Here is a 22660-nt window from a genome sequence, read left to right as displayed (position 1 = left end):
CTGGCGTGATGCATCCCGCGTTCCTGTATCTGCCCGGCGATCGACTCACCATCCCCGAGCTCAGCGCGGCGAGGATCGACGGACACGTGGTCGATCTCGGCGAGGGGTACATCCCCGCCGATCTGATCGAGAGCCCGGGCACGAGGGCGGCCGCGATCGCGACCATCGTGCCGATCGACACCGCGGCCTCGGGGCCGTCTGCCGCGTGGATCCACGGAGCCGGCGACAGTCCGCCGGCCCGCCACCACGTCAGGCGCGCGGTCACTCATCGCATCCGGCCGGTACTGGCCCCTCGGGTGATCCTGCACGACACCGCGCTGCCTCGCGCACACGTCGTCATGATCGGCGGAGTGCCGGTCATGACCGCCGAGCGCACTATGGTCGATCTCGCGCTCGGCCTGCACCGCGACGAGTCGCTGCGGCGATGGATGCTGCTCCTGGCGCACGCCGAGCCGAGCCTCGTCCCGGCAGCGCTTCTCGCACTGGACGCCATGATCCGCGTGCCGGGCAAGCGAGCCGGACGCGGTGCTCTCGAAAGGCTCCTCGTCAGGACGAGGTGACCCGGTAGACGTCGTACACCGCATCGATGCGACGCACAGCGTTCAGCACGCGGTCGAGGTGGACGGCGTCGCCCATCTCGAACACGAAGCGGCTGATCGCGAGACGCTCGTCCGTAGTGCTGACCGTCGCCGACAGGATGTTGACGTGGTGCTCGCTCAGCACACGGGTGACATCCGACAGGAGCCCGGAACGATCCAGAGCCTCGACTTGGATCTGCACTCGGAACACGCTCTTCGTCGTCGGTGCCCACGACACCTCGACGAATCGATCTTCGTCGCTCTGGAGCGCTTTCACGTTCGGGCAGTCCGTGCGATGCACCGACACGCCGCTGCCGCGCGTGACGAAGCCGACGATCGCATCGCCGGGCACCGGGGTGCAGCACTTCGCGACCTTGACCAGGATGTCGGATGCGCCACGCACCAGAACCCCGGAATCTCCCGAGCGAGGCTCTCGCGAGGGCATGCTGCCGGGGAGATCGATCGGACCGGTGGCGGGGTCGGTCGCTGCGACCAGCGCAGTGACCTTCTCGAGCACCGACTGCGTCGACACATGGCCCTCGCCGACGGCCGCATACAGCGCGGAGACGTCTTCGTAGCGGAGCTGGTGGGCGACCTCGGCGAACGAGTCTTGGCTCATCAGCCTCTGCAGCGGCATGTTCTGGCGGCGCATCGCGCGAGCGATCGCCTCCTTGCCCTGCTCGATGGCCTCTTCGCGGCGTTCCTTCGTGAACCATCCGCGGATCTTGTTGCGTGCCCGGGTGCTCTTGACGAAGCCCAGCCAATCCTGGCTGGGGCCGGCGTCGGGGTTCTTCGAGGTGAAGACCTCGACCACATCGCCGCTCTTGAGCTCGGACTCCAACGGCACGAGACGCCCGTTGACCTTCGACCCCATCGTGCGGTGGCCGATCTCGGTGTGCACGGCATACGCGAAGTCGACGGGAGTCGCGCCGGCCGGCAGCCCGACGACACGGCCCTTGGGGGTGAAGACGTAGACCTCTTTCGCGCCGATCTCGAAGCGGAGGGAGTCGAGGAACTCCCCCGGGTCGGCCGTCTCTGCCTGCCAGTCCGAGATGTGCGCGAGCCAGGCCATGTCGCTGTCCGACGCACGGACTTCGGCCTTGCCGCCGTTCATCCGCTCCTTGTACATCCAGTGCGCGGCGACACCGTACTCCGCCTGCTGGTGCATCTCGTGCGTGCGGATCTGGATCTCGACCGTGCGTCCGGACGGACCGATCACGGTGGTGTGCAACGACTGATACAGATTGAACTTCGGGGTCGCGATGTAGTCCTTGAAGCGCCCCGGAAGCGGGGTCCACCGAGCGTGGATCGCCCCGAGCACCGCGTAGCAGTCACGAACCGAGGAGACGAGCACCCGAATGCCGATCAGGTCGTAGATGTCGTCGAACTCGCGACCCCGAACCACCATCTTCTGGTACACCGAGTACAGCTGCTTCGGACGTCCGACGACCTTGCCGCGGATGCGCAGATCGCGCAGATCCTCGTCGATCTCCTCGACCACCTGAGCGAGGTACTTCTCGCGCTGCGGGGTGCGCTGGGCGATGAGGTTGTGGATCTCGTTGTAGATCTTCGGATGCAGTACGGCGAACGAGAGGTCTTCGAGCTCTGACTTGATCGCCTGGATACCGAGGCGGTTGGCCAGAGGCGCGTAGATCTCGAGCGTCTCCTTCGCCTTCTTCGCGGCCTTCTCGGGCGGCACGAAGCCCCAGGTGCGGGCGTTGTGCAGCCGGTCGGCAAGCTTGATCAGCAGGACGCGGATATCCTTCGACATCGCGACGATCATCTTGCGGACGGTCTCGGCCTGCGCGCTCTCGCCGTACTTGACCTTGTCGAGCTTCGTGACGCCGTCGACGAGCATCGCGACCTCGTCGCCGAACTCCGCCGTGAGGTCGGTCAGCGCGTAGCCGGTGTCTTCGACGGTGTCGTGCAGCAGGGCCGCGGCGATCGCACGAGGTCCGAGGCCCATCTCGGCGAGGATCTGTGCGACCGCGAGAGGGTGCGTGATGTACGGCTCACCGCTCTGACGCTGCTGCCCCGCGTGCTTGTCCTTCGCGACGGCGTAGGCGCGTTCGATGACCGCGAGATCGCCCTTGGGATGATTCACACGCACCGTGCGGATCAGATTGTCGAGGTCGTTGATCCTGGGCGCGCGAGAGAAGATGCGGGGAACCAGTCGTCTCAGGCTGGAGCCCTGCGACGCCGTCTGCGGTTCCGCCATCCGCTCACCTCCGAATCACAACAGCTTACGCGTGCTCTGCGGGGTGCGGCCCCGCAGAGCGGGGACTATCAGGCCTCTGCAGCCGCGAGGCTGCGTGCCTCGCGGATCTTCGCGTCGCGCGCAGCGATCTGCGGCTCCTTCTCGCGGAAGAGCGAGTACAGCGGAGCCGCCACGAACAGTGTCGAGTACGTCGCCACGATGATGCCGACGAAGATCGACAGCGAGATGTCGGTGAGCGACTCCGCACCGAGCCAGAAGGCTCCGATGAACAGCACCGCTCCGACGGGCAGCGCTGCCACGACTGAGGTGTTGATCGACCGGATGAGCGTCTGGTTCACCGCGAGGTTGACCGACTCGCCGAACGTTCGAGACGAGTTCTCACCGTCTTCCGTCGTGTTCTCTCTGATCTTGTCGAACACGACCGTGGTGTCGTACAGCGAGTAGGCGAGGATCGTCAGGAATCCGATCACCGCCGGCGGCGAGATCTCGAAACCTGCGAGGGCGTAGACGCCGACCGTGATCACGAGCACGTCGAGCAGCCCGACGATCGCGGCAGCCGACATCTTCCAGGTGCGGAAGTAGATGGCCAGGATCAGGAAGGTCAGCGCGAGGAAGATCGCAAGGCCCCACAACGACTGCTTGGTCACGTTCTCGCCCCAGGCGGGGCCGATGAACGACGACGTCACACTGTCGGGGTCGACTCCGAATGCATCGGCCAGAGCGTTGGAGACCTGCTGGGTCTCGTCCGCGCCCATCTGGTCGGTCTGCACGCGGATGTCGCTGCCGTTGATGACGACGACCTTGGTCGCCGCACCCGGCACGACGGACTGCACCGCGTCGGTCGCGGTCTGCTGGTCGGTGCTGTCCGGCGCCTGCACCGTGAACTGCGACCCACCCGTGAACTCGATGGAGAACTGGATCGGGCGGAAGACGGGAACCAGCGCAGAGCCGACGACCAGCACGATCGCGATGATGAACCACAGGCGACGCTTGGTGACGAACGGGAAGGACGTCTTTCCCGTGTAGAGGTTGTTGCCGAACTCATTCATGGAAGCCATCAGGCGTCCCCCTCGCTTCCGGTGCGGCTGGATCTGTCACCGGCTAGTGCCTCGGCGCGCTTGCGCTCTGCGATGGTCTGACGGCGCTCGGCTTCGCCCTTGGCTCTGGAATTCTTCGCGCCTCGGCCCGCCGTCACGGTCGACACCTGACGGAACTGCGATCGGCTGCGGTACACCGCGCCCAACGATTCGGGGTCGAGGCCCGAGAGCTTGTGTCCGCCGCCGAAGAACTTCGTGCGAGCGAGCAGCTGCATCACCGGGTGGGTGAAGATCACGAAGATGAACACGTCGATGAGAGTCGTGAGCCCGAGCGTGAAGGCGAAGCCCTTCACCGTGGAGTCGGCGAGGATGTACAGCACGACGGCAGCGAGGACGTTGATCGACTTCGAGATGTAGATCGTCCGCTTGGCTCTGCCCCAGCCGTCTTCCACAGCCGAGGTGATGGACTTTCCGTCTCGCAGCTCGTCTCGGATCCGCTCGAAGTAGACGATGAACGAGTCGGCGGTGAAGCCGATCGAGACGATGAGACCCGCGACGCCGGCGAGCGACAGGCGGAACCCGAGACGCCACGCCAGAATGCAGATGATGACGTAGGTCAACACCGCCATCACGGCGATGGACGCGATGATCACGGTGCCGAGTGCTCGATACACGATCAGCGAGTAGATGGCGACGAGAGCGAGACCGATGAGTCCCGCGATGAGGCCGATCTGGAGCTGCTGGGTGCCCAGGGTCGCCGAGATCGTGTCGGAGCTCTGCACCTCGAAGCTCAGCGGCAGCGCGCCGAACTTCAGCTGGTCGGCGAGGGCGGTGGCCGACTCCTGATCGAAGTCGCCCGAGATGCTGGGGCGGCCGTCGAGGATCTGCCCGTTCATCCGCGGGGCGCTGATGACGGACCCGTCGAGGACGAACGCGAACTGATCGCGAGGCGAGAGCTGAGCCAGGCGGTTCTGGTTGAGACGGGTGCTGACCTCGCCGAAGGCCTCCGCACCGTCGCCGTTCATCGTGAGCTGCACGTTCCACGCGCCGGACTGCGGATCGCGGCCCGCGACGGCGTCGGTGATCGCATCACCGGTCAGCTCGGTCGGGCCGAGCAGGTACTTCGCCTGTCCGGTGGGATCGCACGCGATCAGAGGCTGGTCCTGAGGCGCGTTCGACGGATCGTTCTCGGGGTTCGCACAGTCGTACGCCTGGTACTCGGCGGCGAGCTTCTCGGTGACCCATGACAGGTCGCTCGCGTCGGTGGGCTCGGCCGTCGGGGTGTCGTTGAGCGAATCGTCCGGCGTCGGGTACGCCGTCTCGTTGCCGTCCTCGCCCACGAACGTGTTCGTGCCTGCGGTCGTGACGAGCACCGGACGGAACTCGAGCTGCGCGCTGGACTGGATGCGCGCACGCGTCTGCTCGTCGGCCACACCCGGGATCTGGACCACGATGTTGCGGCCACCTTCAGTGGTGATGTCCGCCTCGGCCACCCCCGACGCATCCACGCGCTGGCGGATGATCGAGGCAGCCTGGTCGAGCTGCTCCGACGAGGGCGCAGCGCCGTCTTCGGTCTCCGCGCTCAGCACGATCTGCGTGCCGCCCTGGAGGTCGAGCGCGAGCTCAGGAGCCCATGAGCTCGCCGCTTCCCCGTCGCTGTCTGTGAAGACGTACACGCCCAGAGCGTTGATGCCGAAGAGGAGGCCCGTCACCAGGAGCAGGCCCATGAGGACCCGCCAGGCATGACGGACCGGGGAAGAAGTGGCCACGTGTGATCAGCTTTCTACGATGCCGGAGTGCCGAAGTTGTGCAGTGCGAAGACTACTTGTCGTCGGCGTCGCGCTCGAGACGACGACGGGTCTCTTCGGTGGTCTCGATGCCGGGAGCCTCGTCGACGATCGGCGCATCGTCGAGCACGACGACCGAATCGTCAGCATCCTCGACGACGGCGTCCTTGGGCTCCACGATGCGCAGGATCGCCTGGCTGTGCACTTCGATGACCGTGCCGGGCGCGATCTCGACGAGAGCCGGCGAGTCGAGGTCATCGTGGTCGTACGCCACGATCGTGCCGTAGATGCCACCCTGCATGAGCACCTTGACACCGGGAACGGTCTTGGTGGCCTTCTCCTCCTGCTCTGCCTTCATCTGCTTCTGGCGCTTGCGTCCGTTGACGAACATGAAGACGACGAGCACGGCGAGAAGGCCGAAGAGGAGGATTTCCATGGGCATGGTGGCGAAGGGCCTTTCTCAGGTGCGCGCACCAGAAACGGGCGCGCAGTTCTATCGGGGGAAGTCTTCAGCGATTATAGGTCATCAAGACGAAGCGCCCCATCCGGGTGCGCGATGCCCAGGTGGGCGTAGGCCTCCGGCATGGCCACTCGACCGCGCGGCGTCCGGCCGAGGAATCCGATGCGCACGAGGTACGGCTCGACGACGCTCTCGACGGTCTCGGCCTCCTCGCCGACCGCGACCGCGAGCGTGCTGAGACCGACAGGACCACCACGGAAGCGACGGACGAGTGCCTCGAGCACGGCCCGGTCGAGGCGGTCCAGGCCGATCGGGTCGACATCGTAGAGGTCGAGCGCGGCCTGGACGCCGTGCAGCGAGGCCTCCCCGCCGCCGTGGACGAGCGCATAGTCGCGCACTCGTCGGAGCAGACGGTTCGCGATTCGAGGTGTACCCCGTGATCGACGGGCGATCTCGGTGAGTGAATCCCGGGGCAGATCGACGCGCAGCATGAGAGCGGAGCGGGCGATGACGCGTTCGAGCTCCGGTTCGTCGTAGAACTCGAGGTGACCCGTGAATCCGAAGCGGTCTCGCAGCGGGTTCGGGAGCAGGCCCGAGCGAGTCGTCGCACCGACGAGCGTGAACGGGGCCAGGTCCAGCGGGATGCTGGTGGCGCCCGCGCCTTTGCCGACCATGATGTCGATGCGGAAGTCCTCCATCGCGAGGTACAGCATCTCCTCCGCGGACCGTGCCATGCGATGGATCTCGTCGATGAACAGCACCTCGCCCGGCACGAGACTCGAGAGCAGGGCGGCGAGGTCGCCTGCGTGCTGGATCGCCGGTCCGCTCGAGAGTCGCAGCGGGCGTTCGCTCTCGTGCGCCACGATCATCGCCAGCGTGGTCTTGCCGAGTCCTGGAGGCCCCGCGAGCAGGATGTGGTCAGGCGGACGGTTCTGGATGCGAGCGGCATCGAGCAGAAGCTGGAGCTGACCACGCACCTTCTGCTGCCCGACGAACTCGCCCAGGCTCGTGGGGCGCAGAGCGCCTTCGATGGCCAGCTCCGTGTCGTCGGACGGCTCGGCGGCGTCGCGGACGTCAGACACGCGCCGGCCCCAGGAGAGCCAGTGTGCGGCGCAGCAGCGGCGCGACGGCGGCTCGCTCTGCCTCCGAGGCCTCGGCGGCCGTCTGCGCGGCGGCATCGGCGGCGACCTTCTCCGACCATCCGAGCCCCACCAGCGCGGCGGTGACCTGATCGACGACATCGGCCGGACCGGCCTTCGTGGGCTTCGACCCTGCACCGACCGGGTGCACCTTGCCGGCGAGCTGGAGGACGATGAGCTTGGCCGTCTTCGGTCCGATCCCGGAGACACGCCGGAACGGCGCGTCGTCCTCATCGGTCACCGCCTCCGCGATCTGGTCGACGGTGAGGTGCGAGAGCACACCGAGCGCCGACTTCGGTCCGACGCCGGTGACGCTGATGAGCAGTCCGAAGATCTCGAGCTCGCTGCGATCGGCGAAGCCGAACAGCGAGAGGGAGTCTTCACGGACGATCAGACTCGTGTGCAGCAGCAGCTTCTCGCCGACCGTCGCGGTGTGTGCCACATCGGCCGGAACAGCGACCGAGAATCCGACGCCGCCGACGTCGATGATGACCTGATCGGCGGTCGAGTGGAGAACAGCGCCGTGCAGCGAGGAGATCATCCGACCAGCCTACGCACCGGATCGTAGATATGTTCGAGCGACACGCTCCGCGTCGGCCCAGGCCTTCTGCGCCGGCGTCAGCGAGTCCTGCCCCGGTGCTCCGGCGGCTCCTCGTCGCCAGGCGTGGCAGAGCGCGATGGCCAGGGCGTCGGCGGCATCGGGCGGCTGCGGCGGGGCATCCAGGCGGAGGATGCGCGCGATCATCGCCTGCACCTGGCGCTTGTCGGCGGTGCCGTAGCCGGTGACGGCCGCCTTCACCTCACTCGGAGTGTGCGTCGCCGCAGGAAGACCGGCCTCGGCTGCGAGCAGCAGCGCCACGCCGCTCGCCTGCGCCGTGCCCATGACGGTGTGGGTGTTCTGCTGTGCGAACACCCGCTCGACCGCGACCGCATCCGGACGATGGGTCTCGATCACCTCGCGGATGCCGGCGGCGACCAGAGCGAGCCTCTCGCCGATCGGCAGATCGGGTGCAGAGCGGATGACTCCGACATGCACGAGAGTGCCCCGACGAGCTCTGTCCACGTCGACCACGCCGACGCCGCATCGGGTGAGACCCGGGTCGATGCCGAGCACACGAAGCGAGGAGGAGGTCACTCCCCCAGGCTAAGCGTCACGTCGAGAGGCGAGGCGTCGGCGCGCCTAGGCCTCGTCGTTCTCGAGCTCGGCCTGCACCTCGGCGGTGAGGTCGAAGTTCGTGAAGACGTTCTGCACGTCTTCGCTGTCTTCGAGAGCATCGATGAGGCGGAAGATCTTGCGGGCCGTGTCAGCGTCGATCTCGACCTTGAGATTCGGAACGAACTCGACGTCGGCGGATTCGTAGTCGATCCCCGCCTCCTGAAGGGCGCTGCGCACCGTGACGAGATCGGTGGCCTCGGTGATGATCTCGAAGCCCTCGGAGTGCGGCTCGATCTCCTCTGCGCCCGCCTCGAGCGCGGCCATCATCACGTCGTCTTCGGTGGTGCCCTCTGAGCCGACCACGATGACGCCCTTGCGGCTGAAGTTGTAGGCCACGCTGCCGGGGTCTGCGAGCGTTCCGCCGTTGCGGCTGAGCGCGGTACGCACCTCGGCCGCCGCGCGGTTCTTGTTGTCGGTCAGACACTCGATCATCATGGCGACGCCGTTGGGGCCGTAGCCTTCGTACATGATCGACGTGTACTCGACCGCCTCGCCACCGATACCCGCTCCGCGCTTCACCGCGCGGTCGATGTTGTCCTTCGGGACCGAGGTCTTCTTCGCCTTCTGAACGGCGTCGAAGAGGGTCGGGTTGCCCTGCAGGTCGGCTCCGCCGAGCTTGGCGGCGACCTCGATGTTCTTGATGAGCTTGGCCCAGGACTTCGCGCGCCTGGAGTCGATGATGGCCTTCTTGTGCTTCGTGGTGGCCCACTTGGAATGTCCGGACATGATTCTCCGCTCGTCGTATCCGCCGTGGGCGCTGCCCAGGGCGTCGTCCATTCTATCGAACCATGTCCCTGACCTGTGGCGGACGAGTGACCGCCACAGGTCGGCGGACCCCCCCTGGCGTGACGGGCAGCGCGGGTGTAGTCCTGAGTCATGGACGATAGAGCCGTCGACGACAGGGCCCGCGGCCTCGAAGCCGCACATCGCGCAGCAGTCGAGTTCCTCGGATCGCTCGACGAGAGACCGGTATGGCCGCGGGCGGACCTCGACGAGATGATGGTGGCGTTCGGGGGTGCGTTGCCCGAGGAAGGCACGGATGCCGCGAGCGTGATCGAGGAGATGGCACGCCGAGCTGATCCGGGCCTCGTCGCGATTCCGGGAGGCCGCTTCTTCGGGTTCGTGATCGGCGGCACCCATCCCGCCGCTCTCGCCGCGGATTGGCTGGTGTCGACGTGGGACCAGAACTCGGGATCAGCGACACTCACCCCCGCAACTGTCGCGATGGAGCGCATCGCAGGACAGTGGATGCTCGAGCTGTTCGGTCTGCCCGCGACTGCCAGCGTCGGATTCGTCACGGGCGGTCAGATGGCGAACTTCACGTGCCTGGCGACAGCACGAAACGCCGTTCTCGCACGAACCGGATGGAACCTCACCGAGAAGGGGCTTCGACTGGCCCCGGCCGTCAGCTTCATCGTCGGCGCCCAGCGTCACGGCTCGATCGATCGGGCGGCTCGATTCCTCGGGATGGGAACCGAGGAACTGATCGTGATCGAATCGGATGACCAGGGGCGGATGAGACCCGAGGCCCTCGAGAAGGCGGTCGATCAGACCACGGGTCCGCTCATCGTCTGCCTCCAGGCCGGCGAAGTGCACACCGGCGCGTTCGACGACTTCGCCGCGCTCGTGCCGATCGCACACGAGCACGGTGCTTGGGTGCACGTCGACGGGGCCTTCGGCCTGTGGGCCGCGGCGTCGCCCTCCCTTCGCCCTCTGACCGAGGGAATGGGGCTGGCTGATTCGTGGGCGACGGATGCCCACAAGACCCTCAATGCCCCGTACGACTGCGGGATGGCGATCGTCCGCGAACCCGCCGACTCGATCGCCGCGTTCCGCACTGGCGGGGACTATCTCGTCTACACGAGTCTCGATCCGTGGGATGTCACTCCCGAGCTCTCCCGTCGGGCCAGAGGAGTGCCCGCCTGGGCGGCGATGCGCAGCCTCGGCCGCCGCGGAATCGCGAGTCTCGTCGACGGATTGCACGAGAACGCCGTGACGATGGCATCCGGACTCGCCTCGATCGATGGCATCCGCGTCCTCAACGACGTCGACTACACGCAGGTCATGTTCCGGCTCGACTCCGATGCGGCGACGCGCGCGCTCGGCGACGCTGTGCTCGCCGAGGGCACAGCCGCTCTGACCGGTGCCGAGTGGCAAGGTCGCGCAGCCCTGCGCTGTTCGATGTCGTCCTGGGCGACCACACGAGACGATGTCGACCGCACCGTCGGCGCGATCCGGGCACTCGTGTCGGGCTGATCCGGCCCTCCCCCGATCACTCGCCCCCGGTCGGAAGTCCCACCTTGGGCCGGGCCCACGAGCGACCCCGGGTGTCCTTCAGGATGTCGTACTCCACGTCGACGTGCGGTTCGATCGCGCTGTACTTGTCGTTCGGTGCACCGATCACGAGTTGGAACCCGAGACCCCGCCACGCGCCGATCGCACGCTTCGTGAAATGCGCGTCCGCCTTGATGAGGGCCTCGTCCATGAACACGGGCGCGTACCGCGGACGCGCGGCACCCGCATCGCCGAGCTGATACCGCAGTGCCGCGCCCACGATGAACGCGACGAGCTCCTGCGATTCTCCACCCGACTTCTCGCCGATGTGATCGTAGAGCGCGACGTGCTGGCGCGTCGTGGCGTGAATCCGCTCCGCACTCACCCGCACGTGGTTGCGCACATCGATGAGCTCGGCGAAGTCCGGAGCCGACCGCCGCATCCGACCGATGAGACGGCTCATCCTCCGGTAGACGCTCTCGCGGTCGGCATCCGTCTCGGCGGCATCGATGAGGCCGCGCACCTCGCGCAGCTCCTTGCGGAATCGCCTGCGCGCTTCGGACTGGTTCTCGCGCGGCGTGATCTGCAGGCGGTGCTCGTCGTCGTAGAAGGGCAGCTCCTCCATGATCCTGTTGATCGGGTCGATGCGATTCTTGATCTCACGCAGCGAGCGGCCGAGCGTCGAGTCCAGACTCGTCAGATCGTTGCCGGAGAGCTTGAGAAGGCTGTCCCGCCACTCGGACTCCAACTCGTGCAGGCCGTTGGTCTCCAGCGCATCGAGGATGCCCTCGAACTCAGCGACCGATTCGTCGGGGTCGGGCAGGATCGTGAGGGTGTCCCAGCGCTCGAGGAAAACCGTCATCAGGCGCCGCATCTGCTCGCGCTGATCGGCGTGCGCCGTGGCCGCCGTCGTGCGGTCCTCGAGCAATCTGGTCGCCGCGGTGCGCAGCGCGGAGTCGAGGTGGGCGAGTCGTTCCGACGCCGTGACGCTGACGGCCGCCTCCGCACCGAGGAAGCGTGCGTCGAGGAAGGAACGGTGCCGCTCCTCGAGCGCGATCTCCGCCGTTTCGGCCGCATCGACGATCCGCTGACAGTCGTCGACCTGATCGGTCACCTCCACCCAACGGTCCTGGGCGAGCGTCAGGTCTCCCCCGAGACGGGAGCTCTCGTCCCGCAGGCGGCTCGCCCGCTTCCTCAGCTCATCAGCCTGAGAGCGCAGTTCGGCGATCTTCGGGTTCTCGTCGGTGACCTCCGCCTCGACCGCGAGCCAGCGTTCTCGCTCGGCCGAGACGGCCTCGACATCGATCTGTTCCCAGGTGAGATCCTCGATCTTCGCCTGAGCCTTCGCGGTGGCCTCGATGCGATCGAGAGCCGACTCCGCTGCCTCGGCTGCCGCGGAGGCCGCATCCCGTCGCATATCGAGCTCGGTGATCCGCTCGTCGAGTTCCCGCAGACGGCGCGCGTTCGAGAATCCGAGCATGTTCGCGCGGCCGTGACCGCCGTGGGACCCCCGGTCGCCCTGCGACACCTGCCCCGTGAGCGTCAGCGCACGGGGATGCTCGGCGAGCTCGGCAGTCGAATCGACGCACACGTATTCGAACCGTTCGCGGAGTCGCTGCTGAAGCCATCCGGTGAACGGTGTCGATCTGTGATCGAGACGACCGGGAAGCGTCCGAGGGTCAGCCGTCCGCGACTCTGCGAGACCGGTGTGCACTCCTTCGTAGCTGATCCGCTCCGCGGTGCGGACCGCGTCGATGGCGGTGCGGAATCGTGGCAGGTTCGAGACGTCGATCAGCAGGGTCCGCGCGAACCCGCCGAGTGCCAGGTTGAACGCGTCCCGCCAGGGCTCGAACTCGGTGCGGACCTCGATCAGCTCGCCGACGAAGGGCAGATCCGTAGGGGTGAGACCGGCGGCCCGAGCGAGCAGGGCTCTCGATTCGTGCAGATGTGCGGGGATGCTCCCCTGCAGGTCTCGGGTGCGGTCGCGCTCGGCACGCACCTGCGCGAGCTCGGTCTCCGCTGCTCTGCGCGCGGACTCGGCGTCGGCGAAGTCAGCGCGGGCACCACGGACCCCGGCCTGCGGGAGTTCCCGGCCGATTCTGGCGAGCAGACCCTCGAACTGTGCCGCGTCGCTCACCTCGGCACCGAGCTCGCGGGTGACCGCGTCGAAACGGGCCCGCTCTCGCTGAACGTCCTCGAGGCGGCGTTCGACGCCGCGCAGCTCTCGCTGAGCGGTCTCGAGACGATCACCTCCGGACTGTCGCAGAACATCGAGAAGCCCTTCGCGCTCGACCTCCGCGGCGGTGATCAGGGCGTTCTTCTCGCGCACGGCCAGCTGGAGCGCCTGGGTGCGGTCGCGCAACTCCGTCTCCACCTCGCGCAGCAGGTCGAGACGACGCTCGGCGCTCCACAGAGCCGCGAGCGATGTCGGCTCGGAGAAGACCCCCACTTCATCCACGACCCGCATCCGCTCCGAGGCCGCCTCGATGCGCTGCGAGATCCCGCGGATCGGCTCGAGAGCCGCAACCTGCTGCTTCGCGACCAGCATCCGCGTGCGAGTGCTTTCCAGTTCGTCGAAATGAGCGACCACCGCGTCCGCGGTCGCCATCGTCTCGGGCTCTTCGAGCACCAGCTTCTTGTACAGGTCGTCGACCGTAGTGATCTGCTGACCGGCCTGGATCCGGGCGAGAAGACTGATCGCCTTCGCCCCTGAGCCGGCGGCGCCGATGCCGAGCACAGCGTGCAGCCGTGCCGAGAACTCGCGATCAGTCGCGACCGGATCCAATCCGACGGCACGCACCGATGCGTCGCTGAGGCGGTGAACCGCCGCGCGCTCGAGCTGCGTGAGGTCGAAAGGGCCGTCGACCGTGGCTCGCAGCCTCGTCGTATCCTCGAGCGTCCGGGCATCCGCGGGGATGTACCACCCGCGCACCGCCGTGAAGCGCGATCCGTCGTGGTCCAACCAGGTCATCGAGACGGCGCTCCACGTGTCCTCGCCGTCGCCGCGCAGCACACGGAGCTTCGTGCCCTCGTCGGTGCGCGATTCGTCGATCTTGCCGCGGCCGTACGACAGGATGTTCCGCTGCTCCTCCCCGCGCGGGCGCCCCGTGACGCCACCGTTGGAGGCGCCGTTGAACGGCGTGGTGTGCGGCATCATCAAGGCGATGTAGCCGTCCATGAGCGTGGACTTGCCCGAGCCTGATCCGCCGCACAGCAGGGTCGCATCCGGCGAGAATCGCACGCGGTGGGGCCCGCCGTCGTAACCGCCCCAGTTGATGAGCTGCAGTTCCTCGGCGACCCACTGCTGGCCGCGAGAGCTCGCGGGGATCATCCCGAAGAGCGTGTCCATCATCGTCATCGCGCCACCACCGCCTGCCCTCGCAGCCACTCTCGCAGCTGCTTGAGGGTCTCGGCGCTGAGCACCACCTCGACGAGCGCCGTGATCCGATACCGTCCGCTGGTCTCCTCCTGCACGATGCCCTCTCTGTCGAGCCGGTCCAATGCGCTCCGGATCGCCCGCTGCTGCTTCGCAGTCCCGCCGTCGGCGTCGGCGAAGTAGCTGAGTACGGTCTGCTCGACGTCTTCGATGTCGATCCGCACAGAGCCCTCGCCGGATGCGGACTCGCGCTGGTAGACGGTTCGCAGGTGCACCAGCACGAGCGTCTCGGCACGCGAGTACGGCGAGTCCTTGAGCAGCACGGGCATCTCGACCTCATCGGAGCGCAACTGCTGCTTGTAGGCGAATCCTCGGGCGTGATCGATGATCAGGCGCAGGTAGATGTCGTTGAGCCGCGATTCGATCACGTGCTGATGCTCGAGCAGCAGGGTCCACTCGCGACGGTTGCGCTCCATCGAGATGAAACGGCGCTGCAGAAGATGCACGAGCACACGCCTGATCTCCGGGTCGAGGGTTCCGCGGTCACCCGGGAAATGCGCCTCGAGGTCGTCCTCCATCGCCGTGGGCGCGATGAAACCCTCGTCCGGGACGCCTGTCGGGAGGTCGTCGTCACTCATCTGCATCCTCTTTCGTACTGCGGGCGGTCACGGTGCCGAAGGCGAAACGGCGAGTCGTCCCGTCCGGTCGCAGCGCTTCGACCGTCGAGATCCCGTCGCCGTCCGTGAGGCCGTTGCGGTGTGCGATCTCGAGCAGACCGAGCAGATCGACAGGTCGTCGAGCCGCGTCAGGGACCGCGCGGAACGCCTCGCCGAGATCGAATTCCGGGCCGAGACCGGCGACGTACTCCTCGAGCTCGGCGTACCTCGGGCCACCCCAGGCACGGGTGTCGTGATCGAGGAAATCGACATCGTCGGCGTCCGTGAGAGGCGCGGGCGCCCGCGGCGGGCGGATGTCGCTCGTGGTCTGACGGAGATGCCCGAGGTCGATCAGCGGCATGCTGCGCACCGGATCGACGACGGTGGCCGGGCCCGACCAGCTGTGGAGCCCGGCGATGACGTCTCGCAAGAGGTCGTCGATCTGACGATCACGCAGCGGATCGTGGGTCTTCACCTGTCCGGTGATCACGTGTGAGGCGCGACGCTGAGCGGCCAGCACCTCTTCGACTCCCATTTCCACACGCCGGGCGATCGCATCGAGCTCGGCACGCTGCGAGCCGTCGAGCATGCGCGCGAAAGGCAGGTCGAGGAGACCGCGAAGCTGCTCGGTGAGGGCATCGATGCGCTCGGGGTCGCCGATCAGGCGCAGTGCTCCGGCAAAGGCACGCCCCTCCGGGGTGGACCGCATCACGTCCTGGGCGCGCTGGAGATACTCGCGCAGCACTTCGCTCGTCGGCCGCTCATCCCTCCGAAGGTGGGCGACTACATCGCGCTGCATGGACCTGAGCGATTCAGCGACTCGGGTGAAATCGGCCGGCAGTTCCCGTGCCAGATGAAGGACGTTCTCCGCCTCCTCGAGGAGTTCCTCGTCATCCACAGGCTCCGCGTGACCGGATTCCTGGATGCGAGCGATCTCAGCGTCGATCAGGTCGCGCTCCGCCTGCAGCCGCGAGAGGCGACGAACCGGGTCGACCTCGGCGCTGACGGAGAGATGCTCCACGGCTTCGAGCAGGGTGCGCACGCGGGAGTTCGACACCCGCGTCCGCCCGCCGCCGGTGCGGCCCGAGATCTCGAGGGCGGCGACGGCATGAGCCGACAGACGATAGACCTCGACGTCGTCGTCGATCTGCTGAATCAGCCATCCCAGACGCACCCAACTGCGGCACACGTCGCGTCCGCTCCCGGATGGCAGCCTTCTGTCGTCCTCGTCATACCCCGCCGCGCGGAGCTCGTCGAGGACCTCGGCCAGCTCGGCATGCGCATCCGCCACCGCGACCGACGCCCGGTCGGCGTTGAACAGAAGAGTGAGCGACGCCACGACGAACGGAGCGAACCGACCGTGCAGAAGATCGAGGGTCGGGGTGCTGAACGCGGTGATGGCACGCGCATAGGCGGCCTCAGCCCTGGATCCAGTCACTCGGAAAAGACTAGTCCGCCCTCGGCGTCTGATTCGTCACGCGCTGGTGCATGGCGGGTCGCTCTGGCTCGACCTCATCGACCGCTGCGGTCTCGGACACGCTCGAGGAACAACTCATGGAATCGCGTCTCACCGTCGACCTCGGGGTGGAAGCTGGTGCCGAGCAGCGCTCCTCGCCGCACCGCAACGATCCCGCCATCGGGCAGCGTGGCGAGCACGTCGACGTCAGGACCGGCCCGCTCGACGATCGGCGCACGGATGAAGGTCGCGTGCACCGGGGGCTCGCCGACGACCGGAACGTCGAGCGCCACTTCGAAGGACTCCGTCTGGCGCCCGAAGGCATTGCGGCGCACCGCGATGTCCATGCCGCCGAACGACTGCTGTCCCTCGATGCCGTCGAGCACCTCGTCTGCGAGCAGGATCAACCCGGCGCACGTGCCGTACACCGGGAGCCCCGCGGCGATCGCGGCACGGATCGGCTCCTGCATTTCGAAGGCGCGGGAGAGCTTGTCGATCACGCTGGACTCGCCACCGGGGATGACGAGGCCGTCCACGGCCGCGAGCTCTTCGGGGCGACGCACGAGAACGACGTCGGCACCGAGCCCGGCCAGCACGGCGGCGTGCTCGCGCACATCGCCCTGCAGCGCCAGGACTCCGACCAGTGAACTACCAGCCACGCTCGGCCAGGCGATGCGGGGCGGGGAGGTCAGAGACGTTGATGCCCACCATCGCCTCGCCGAGACCGCGCGAGACCTCGGCGATGACCTTCGCGTCGTCGAAGAAGGTGGTCGCCTTGACGATCGCCTTCGCGCGCTCGACGGGGTTTCCCGACTTGAAGATGCCGGATCCGACGAACACGCCGTCGGCGCCGAGCTGCATCATCATGGCGGCATCCGCGGGCGTGGCCACGCCTCCGGCGACGAACAGCACGACGGGCAGCTTGCCGGTCTCGGCGATCTCGGCCACGAGGTCGTAGGGTGCCTGCAGCTCCTTCGCGGCGACGAACAGCTCATCCTTGGGCAGGGCGGTGAGCGCGGCGATCTCTCCGCGGATCTTGCGGATGTGCTTCATCGCCTCGGAGACGTCGCCGGTGCCGGCCTCGCCCTTGGAACGGATCATCGCCGCCCCCTCGTTGATCCGGCGGAGCGCCTCACCGAGGTTCGTGGCACCGCAGACGAACGGCACGGTGAAGCCGTGCTTGTCGATGTGGTTCACGTAGTCGGCGGGCGACAGTACCTCGGACTCGTCGATGTAGTCGACACCGAGCTCCTGCAGCACCTGCGCCTCGACGAAGTGGCCGATGCGCGCCTTGGCCATCACAGGAATCGAGACCGAGGCGATGATGCTGTCGATCATGTCGGGGTCGCTCATGCGCGAGACGCCGCCCTGGGCACGGATGTCAGCGGGAACCCGCTCAAGGGCCATCACGGCGACAGCGCCGGCATCCTCGGCGATCCTCGCCTGGTCGGCGGTGACGACGTCCATGATCACCCCGCCCTTGAGCATCTCGGCGAGCCCGCGCTTGACGCGCGAGGATCCGGTGGTGGCCTGTTCGGTCATGAGAGCTCCTGTCGGGGAAGCACGATGTGCATGGGTGTCGAACGATGTCTCGTTTGATCTAGGCCAAACAGTAGCACTGTCCGGGACGACCTAGAATCAAAGGTGAGGACTCATGAGCGACCAGATCACCGGAACGACCGCAGCGGACATCGCCGACAGCGTGCGAGGGCTGCGCGATCGCGGAGTCCTACGCGCAGGCAGCCCTCTTCCGCCTGTTCGCGAGCTTGCTGCGACGCTCGGTGTCAATCGCAACACCGCCGTCGCCGCCTACCGACAGCTCGCCCAAGCGGGCATCGTCATCTCGCGTGGTCGTGCGGGCACCGTCATCACGGGTCTGGAGGCCGTTGCCCAGGAGGGCTACGCCTCCGACACCGTGCTGCGCGACGTCGGCACCGGCAACCCCGACCCCCGGCTGATTCCCGATCCGTCGCAGGCGCTCGCCACCGTAGCCGGGCGGCCCGTGCTCTATGGAGAACCCGTGATCGACCGCGGGCTCGAGCAGTGGGCGCAGCAGTGGATCGCGAACGACATCGGACACCTCGGCTTTCGAATCACCATCACCAGCGGCGCGGTCGATGCGGTCGAGCGTCTTCTCGCGCAGGCACTGATGCGCGACGACGCCGTCGCGCTCGAAGACCCCTGCTTCCTCGCCAGCATCCACACGGTGCGTCTCGGCGGCTACCGCGCCGTGCCAGTGCCCGTCGACGAACAGGGCATGACGGTTCAGGGACTGCGTGACGCACTGGATGCCGGCATTCGCGCCGTGATCTGCACCCCGCGGGCCCAGAATCCGACCGGCGCGAGCCTCACCGCCGCGCGCGCTGCCGAGCTGCGCGCCGTGCTCGCCGACCACCCGTACGTGCTGATCATCGAGGACGACCATTTCTCGATGCTGTCCCATCAGCCGTACGAGTCCCTCATCGGCCCGGAGCACCGACGGTTCGCCCTCGTGCGCTCGGTCTCGAAGTTCCTCGGGCCCGACATGTGCCTCGCGATCGCCGCGACGGACGCGACCACGGCCGAGCGCCTCGCCATGCGGCTCAGCCCCGGCACCACCTGGGTCAGCCACCTGCTGCAGCGTCTCACTCTGACCCAGCTCACCGATGAATCGGTCGTCTCACGGATCGCGGAGGCCCGCGAGCACTACGCCGCCAAGAACGCAGCGTTCGCCACCCGTCTGCGCGAGGAGGGACTCGACTCCCCCGCCGCCGACGGGCTCAGCCTGTGGGTGCAGCTTCCGAAGCCGGCGAGGGTCGTCGCCGAGCGACTGATGCGACGCGGCTGGCTGGCGCGCACGGGAGACGATTTTGCGCTCGACGAGCGCGCCGAACCCTCACAGCACCTGCGCCTCACCGTGCATGACCTGTCAGACGACGACGCGGAGACACTCGTCGCCGACCTCGTCGCGGCCGTACGATGATCACCCGCCGCGGGACCGTTCCCGCCCTCACTGAAAGGATCGAGGAATGAAGATCCTCTCCATCCAGTCCGCCGTCGCGTACGGCCATGTCGGAAACTCCGCCGCAGTCTTCCCGCTGCAGCGCATCGGCGTCGAGGTGCTCCCGGTCTACACGGTGAACTTCTCGAACCACACCGGCTACGGCGCATGGCGCGGACCACTGATCGATCCGAACGACGTGCGTGAGGTCATCACGGGCATCGAGGAGCGCGGCGTCTTCGGCGAGATCGACGCGGTGCTCAGCGGCTATCAGGGCGGCGAGGGCATCGGAGACGTGATCATCGACGCCGTCGCACGGGTCAAGGCGGCCAATCCCGAGGCGGTGTACGCGTGCGACCCGGTGATGGGCAACGCGAAGTCCGGATGCTTCGTCGCGCCGGCGATCCCGATCCTCCTGCGCGAGAAGGTCGTGCCGGCCGCCGACATCATCACCCCGAACCAGTTCGAACTCGGATTCCTCACCGACACCGAGCCCGACACACTGGAATCCACTCTGGCCTCGGTCGACCTGGCGATGGCGATGGGACCGCGCACCGTGCTTGTCACGAGCGTCGAGCGACCCGACCGCGAAGAGGGCACGATCGAGATGCTCGTCGCCGACCCGACCGGCGCCTGGATCGTGCAGACGCCTCGCCTGCCGATGAAGGCCAACGGCTCGGGCGACGTGACCGCGGCCCTCTTCACGGCGCATTACGTCGAGACGGGCGACGCCAAGACGGCGCTGGAGCGCACGGCATCCAGCGTGTTCGATCTGCTCGCGGCGACCCTCGAGTCGGGTGCACGCGAACTGCAGCTCGTCGAGGCGCAGGAGTTCTATGCGCACCCGCGAATGCAGTTCACGGCGCGTCAGGTGCGCTGACCGCCCTCAGGCCTTCGGCCATGCGTTCGCCACGGCCTCGCGAACCTCGCCGAGCAGCTGGGGCAGCGCCTTCGTCTTCGCGATGATCGGGAAGAAGTTGGCGTCCGACGTCCACCGCGGCACGATGTGCTGGTGCAGGTGTCCGTCGACCCCGGCACCCGCGACGGCCCCCTGGTTCATCCCGAGGTTGAAGCCGTCGCAGCGTGACACCTCGCGGAGTACGCGCATGCCGATCTGGGTCAGCTCACCGATCTCGGCGACCTCTTCGGGCGTGGCCTGGTCGTAGGTGCCGATGTGGCGGTACGGACACACCAGCAGGTGTCCCGAGTTGTAGGGGAACAGGTTGAGCAGCACGTAGGCCGTCTCGCCGCGTGCGACGATCAGCCGCTCGGCATCGGGGAACTTCGGCGCCTCGCAGAACGGGCACGCCTCGCGCAGCGGCTCAGGGCCCGCCTGGATGTAGGCCATCCGGTGCGGGGTCCACAACCGCTGGAACTCGTCGGGGACGCCGGCGAACTCGCCGGCCTCCTCCCACTCCTCACGCATTCGGTCCCTGAGCCTGTCGAAGGGTCACGCCAGGTCCCCTGCTGTCTGTACGAGGGTGTGCGCGTCGATCGCTGCATGGATGCGAGAGACGGCGTCGGCGATCGGCACGCCGTTCTCCTGCGTGCCGTCGCGGTAGCGGAACGAGACGGTGCCGCCATCGCGGTCCTTCTCCCCCGCGATCAGCAGCAGCGGAACCTTGCCGGTCGTGTGGGTGCGGATCTTCTTCTGCATCCGGTCGTCGGAGCTGTCGAGCTCGGCGCGCACACCGGAGTCACGCAGCGTGGTGATGACCTCGCCGAGGTAGTCGGCGAACTCGTCTGCGACGGGGATGCCGACGACCTGCACCGGCGACAGCCACACCGGGAAGTCCCCGGCATAGTGCTCGAGCAGGATCGCGAAGAACCGCTCGATCGAGCCGAACAGCGCACGGTGGATCATGATCGGGCGCTTCTTCTGGCCGTCCTTGTCCATGTACTCGAGCTCGAAGCGCTCAGGAAGGTTCGGGTCGACCTGCACCGTAGACAGCTGCCAGGTGCGGCCGATCGCGTCCCGCGTCTTCAGATCGATCTTCGGACCGTAGAACGCCGCCTCGCCCGGAACCTCGGTGAGCTTCAGACCGGATGCCACCGCGACGCGACGCAGAGCATCGGTCGAGGAGTCCCAGAACTCGTCCGAGCCGATCCACTTCGACTTCTCGTCGTCCTTCATCGACAGCTCGAGCTCGAAGTCGGTGAGACCGAAGTCGCGCAGCATCGAGAGGATGAACTCGAGGACCTTCGAGACCTCGCTCTCGAGCTGATCGGGCGTGACGAACAGGTGCGAGTCGTCCTGAGTGAAGCCCCGCACACGGGTGAGGCCGTGCAGCGCTCCGGAGAGCTCGTTGCGGTACACGGTGCCGTTCTCGGCGAAGCGCAGCGGCAGGTCGCGGTAGCTGCGTGCACGCTCCTTGTAGATGAGGATGTGCATCGGGCAGTTCATGGGCTTCAGGTAGTAGTCCTGGCCCTGCTTCGTGATGTTTCCCTCGTCGTCGCGTTCCTCGTCCATGACGATCGGCGGGTACATGCCCTCCTTGTACGTGACGAGGTGGTTCGAGGTGAGGAAGAGGTCTTCCTTCGAGATGTGCGGGGTGTAGACGTAGGTGTAGCCACCCTCGATGTGGCGCTTGCGCGCGTGCTGCTCCATCTCGCCCCGCACGATGCCACCACGGGGGTGCCAGACCGAGAGACCTGAGCCGATCTCCTCGGGGAACGAGAACAGATCGAGTTCCTTGCCCAGTCGACGGTGGTCGCGCTTGGCGGCCTCCTCGAGACGGTGCTGGTACGCGCGCAGTTCGTCCTTCGACGGCCACGCGGTGCCGTAGATGCGCTGCAGTTGCGGGTTCTTCTCGCTGCCTCGCCAGTAGGCGGCGGCGATGCGGGTGAGATCCCAACCGTTGCCGATCATGCGGGTGTTGGGCAGGTGCGGCCCGCGGCAGAGGTCTTTCCAGACGACCTCGCCGTCGCGGGTCGTGTTGTCGTAGATCGTGAGCTCGCCCTCGCCGACCTCGACGGATGCGCCCTCGACCTTTCCGACCTGGGTCCCTGAGCCCGTCGAAGGGCCCTTGAGGCCGATGAGTTCGAGCTTGAACGGCTCGTCGGCGAGCTCAGCTCGTACCTCGTCGTCGGTGACGACGCGGCGCACGAAACGCTGGCCCTCACGCACGATGCGCTGCATCTCTTTCGTGATGGCCTTGATGTCTTCGGGGGTGAACGGCGTCTCGACACCGAAGTCGTAGTAGAAGCCGTCGGTGATGGGCGGCCCGATGCCGAGGTTCGCCTGCGGGTTGATCCGCTGCACCGCCTGCGCGAGCACGTGCGCAGCCGAGTGGCGGAGGATGTTCAGCCCGTCGGGGCTGTCGATCGTGACCGGCTCGACCTCGTCGGCATCCGTCACTGTCGCGGCGAGGTCCTTCAAGGTTCCGTTGACGCGCATCGCGACGACTGAACGGTCAGAGAACAGGGCGAAGCCGTCTTTCGGCTGAGCATTTTCAGGCACTGCACACTCCATCTGGGTCTGGA

At 67.1% G+C, this 22660-nt stretch carries 19 protein-coding genes; 4 read left to right on the top strand and 15 right to left on the bottom strand.

Annotated features, from left to right (window positions below; all coding sequences use genetic code 11):
• The first annotated feature begins 8 nt into the window (after positions 1-8).
• Positions 9-560 (top strand): type IV toxin-antitoxin system AbiEi family antitoxin, encoded by a 552-nt coding sequence (locus ACIOU8_RS02215; RefSeq protein WP_400785386.1) that lies wholly within the window; start codon positions 9-11, stop codon positions 558-560.
• Here the strand turns inward: ACIOU8_RS02215 and ACIOU8_RS02210 are convergent.
• The 8 genes from ACIOU8_RS02210 to ACIOU8_RS02175 all read right to left on the bottom strand — a co-directional run bounded on the left by ACIOU8_RS02210 (position 547) and on the right by ACIOU8_RS02175 (position 9161).
• The gene (locus ACIOU8_RS02210; RefSeq protein WP_400785384.1) at positions 547-2796 is read right to left on the bottom strand and encodes a RelA/SpoT family protein; all 2250 of its coding nucleotides are present in this window, start codon (positions 2794-2796) and stop codon (positions 547-549) included. The genes ACIOU8_RS02215 and ACIOU8_RS02210 overlap by 14 nt on opposite strands.
• 68 nt (positions 2797-2864) lie before the next feature.
• Entirely contained in the window at positions 2865-3854 is a 990-nt protein-coding gene (secF, locus tag ACIOU8_RS02205; protein WP_400785382.1) for a protein translocase subunit SecF, read from the bottom strand.
• Positions 3854-5602 (bottom strand): protein translocase subunit SecD, encoded by a 1749-nt coding sequence (gene secD / locus ACIOU8_RS02200; protein ID WP_400785380.1) that lies wholly within the window; start codon positions 5600-5602, stop codon positions 3854-3856. Before secD ends, secF begins: the two co-directional genes overlap by 1 nt.
• Before the next feature lie 52 nt (positions 5603-5654).
• Positions 5655-6056 (bottom strand): preprotein translocase subunit YajC, encoded by a 402-nt coding sequence (yajC, locus tag ACIOU8_RS02195; protein ID WP_400785378.1) that lies wholly within the window; start codon positions 6054-6056, stop codon positions 5655-5657.
• A gap of 80 nt (positions 6057-6136) precedes the next feature.
• Complete coding sequence (gene ruvB / locus ACIOU8_RS02190) at positions 6137-7162, bottom strand: Holliday junction branch migration DNA helicase RuvB (RefSeq protein WP_400785376.1); 1026 nt, start codon at positions 7160-7162, stop codon at positions 6137-6139.
• On the bottom strand, positions 7155-7760 hold the full coding sequence (ruvA, locus tag ACIOU8_RS02185) for a Holliday junction branch migration protein RuvA (protein WP_400785374.1): 606 nt from the start codon (positions 7758-7760) through the stop codon (positions 7155-7157). The genes ruvB and ruvA overlap by 8 nt, the downstream gene beginning before the upstream one ends.
• A 9-nt stretch (positions 7761-7769) precedes the next feature.
• Entirely contained in the window at positions 7770-8354 is a 585-nt protein-coding gene (ruvC, locus tag ACIOU8_RS02180; protein WP_400785372.1) for a crossover junction endodeoxyribonuclease RuvC, read from the bottom strand.
• Positions 8355-8399: 45 nt separating this feature from the next.
• Positions 8400-9161, bottom strand: coding sequence for a YebC/PmpR family DNA-binding transcriptional regulator (locus ACIOU8_RS02175; RefSeq protein WP_400785370.1), 762 nt, complete (start codon positions 9159-9161; stop codon positions 8400-8402).
• Positions 9162-9311: 150 nt separating this feature from the next.
• On the opposite strand from ACIOU8_RS02175, the gene ACIOU8_RS02170 reads away from it, so the two are divergent.
• Complete coding sequence (locus ACIOU8_RS02170) at positions 9312-10691, top strand: pyridoxal phosphate-dependent decarboxylase family protein (RefSeq protein WP_400785368.1); 1380 nt, start codon at positions 9312-9314, stop codon at positions 10689-10691.
• 16 nt (positions 10692-10707) lie between these two features.
• Here the strand turns inward: ACIOU8_RS02170 and ACIOU8_RS02165 are convergent, their stop codons facing one another.
• From ACIOU8_RS02165 to pdxS, 5 genes are all read right to left on the bottom strand, one after another.
• Positions 10708-14067 (bottom strand): ATP-binding protein, encoded by a 3360-nt coding sequence (locus ACIOU8_RS02165; RefSeq protein ID WP_400786847.1) that lies wholly within the window; start codon positions 14065-14067, stop codon positions 10708-10710.
• A complete protein-coding gene (locus ACIOU8_RS02160) occupies positions 14064-14723 on the bottom strand; it encodes a DUF4194 domain-containing protein (protein ID WP_400785366.1) in 660 nt (219 codons plus the stop codon). Before ACIOU8_RS02160 ends, ACIOU8_RS02165 begins: the two co-directional genes overlap by 4 nt.
• Positions 14716-16179, bottom strand: a complete 1464-nt coding sequence (locus tag ACIOU8_RS02155) for a DUF3375 domain-containing protein (protein WP_400785364.1) — start codon at positions 16177-16179, stop codon at positions 14716-14718. Before ACIOU8_RS02155 ends, ACIOU8_RS02160 begins: the two co-directional genes overlap by 8 nt.
• Positions 16180-16253: 74 nt before the next feature.
• The gene (pdxT, locus tag ACIOU8_RS02150) at positions 16254-16856 is read right to left on the bottom strand and encodes a pyridoxal 5'-phosphate synthase glutaminase subunit PdxT (RefSeq protein ID WP_400785362.1); all 603 of its coding nucleotides are present in this window, start codon (positions 16854-16856) and stop codon (positions 16254-16256) included.
• Positions 16846-17739, bottom strand: a complete 894-nt coding sequence (gene pdxS / locus ACIOU8_RS02145; RefSeq protein WP_400785360.1) for a pyridoxal 5'-phosphate synthase lyase subunit PdxS — start codon at positions 17737-17739, stop codon at positions 16846-16848. The genes pdxT and pdxS overlap by 11 nt, the downstream gene beginning before the upstream one ends.
• 112 nt (positions 17740-17851) lie before the next feature.
• Here pdxS and ACIOU8_RS02140 point away from each other — a divergent pair, with 112 nt between their 5' ends.
• On the top strand, positions 17852-19159 hold the full coding sequence (locus tag ACIOU8_RS02140; protein ID WP_400785358.1) for an aminotransferase class I/II-fold pyridoxal phosphate-dependent enzyme: 1308 nt from the start codon (positions 17852-17854) through the stop codon (positions 19157-19159).
• A gap of 46 nt (positions 19160-19205) precedes the next feature.
• Complete coding sequence (gene pdxY / locus ACIOU8_RS02135; protein WP_400785356.1) at positions 19206-20057, top strand: pyridoxal kinase PdxY; 852 nt, start codon at positions 19206-19208, stop codon at positions 20055-20057.
• A 6-nt stretch (positions 20058-20063) separates the two neighbouring features.
• Here pdxY and ACIOU8_RS02130 read toward each other — a convergent pair whose 3' ends face one another.
• Positions 20064-20603, bottom strand: coding sequence for an HIT family protein (locus ACIOU8_RS02130; protein ID WP_400785354.1), 540 nt, complete (start codon positions 20601-20603; stop codon positions 20064-20066).
• Between the two features lie 24 nt (positions 20604-20627).
• Complete coding sequence (gene thrS, locus ACIOU8_RS02125; RefSeq protein ID WP_400785352.1) at positions 20628-22649, bottom strand: threonine--tRNA ligase; 2022 nt, start codon at positions 22647-22649, stop codon at positions 20628-20630.
• Positions 22650-22660: the final 11 nt, after the last annotated feature.

Origin of the sequence: Microbacterium sp. NPDC087589 (assembly GCF_044743635.1) — a bacterium.
Lineage (GTDB): Bacteria > Actinomycetota > Actinomycetes > Actinomycetales > Microbacteriaceae > Microbacterium.
The sequence above is the reverse complement of the archived record's forward strand: the minus strand, read 5'-3'. Positions and strand labels throughout refer to the sequence as shown.

Coding starts and splice junctions, on each gene's coding strand:
- pdxY (WP_400785356.1), top strand. CDS start 19,206: ATGAAGATCCTCTCCATCCAGTCCGCCGTCGCGTACGGCCATGTCGGA.
- secF (WP_400785382.1), bottom strand. CDS start 3,854: ATGGCTTCCATGAATGAGTTCGGCAACAACCTCTACACGGGAAAGACG.
- ACIOU8_RS02130 (WP_400785354.1), bottom strand. CDS start 20,603: ATGCGTGAGGAGTGGGAGGAGGCCGGCGAGTTCGCCGGCGTCCCCGAC.
- ACIOU8_RS02215 (WP_400785386.1), top strand. CDS start 9: ATGCATCCCGCGTTCCTGTATCTGCCCGGCGATCGACTCACCATCCCC.
- ACIOU8_RS02210 (WP_400785384.1), bottom strand. CDS start 2,796: ATGGCGGAACCGCAGACGGCGTCGCAGGGCTCCAGCCTGAGACGACTG.
- thrS (WP_400785352.1), bottom strand. CDS start 22,649: ATGGAGTGTGCAGTGCCTGAAAATGCTCAGCCGAAAGACGGCTTCGCC.
- ACIOU8_RS02165 (WP_400786847.1), bottom strand. CDS start 14,067: ATGACGATGATGGACACGCTCTTCGGGATGATCCCCGCGAGCTCTCGC.
- yajC (WP_400785378.1), bottom strand. CDS start 6,056: ATGGAAATCCTCCTCTTCGGCCTTCTCGCCGTGCTCGTCGTCTTCATG.
- ACIOU8_RS02160 (WP_400785366.1), bottom strand. CDS start 14,723: ATGAGTGACGACGACCTCCCGACAGGCGTCCCGGACGAGGGTTTCATC.
- ACIOU8_RS02140 (WP_400785358.1), top strand. CDS start 17,852: ATGAGCGACCAGATCACCGGAACGACCGCAGCGGACATCGCCGACAGC.
- ACIOU8_RS02170 (WP_400785368.1), top strand. CDS start 9,312: ATGGACGATAGAGCCGTCGACGACAGGGCCCGCGGCCTCGAAGCCGCA.
- ruvA (WP_400785374.1), bottom strand. CDS start 7,760: ATGATCTCCTCGCTGCACGGCGCTGTTCTCCACTCGACCGCCGATCAG.
- ACIOU8_RS02175 (WP_400785370.1), bottom strand. CDS start 9,161: ATGTCCGGACATTCCAAGTGGGCCACCACGAAGCACAAGAAGGCCATC.
- pdxS (WP_400785360.1), bottom strand. CDS start 17,739: ATGACCGAACAGGCCACCACCGGATCCTCGCGCGTCAAGCGCGGGCTC.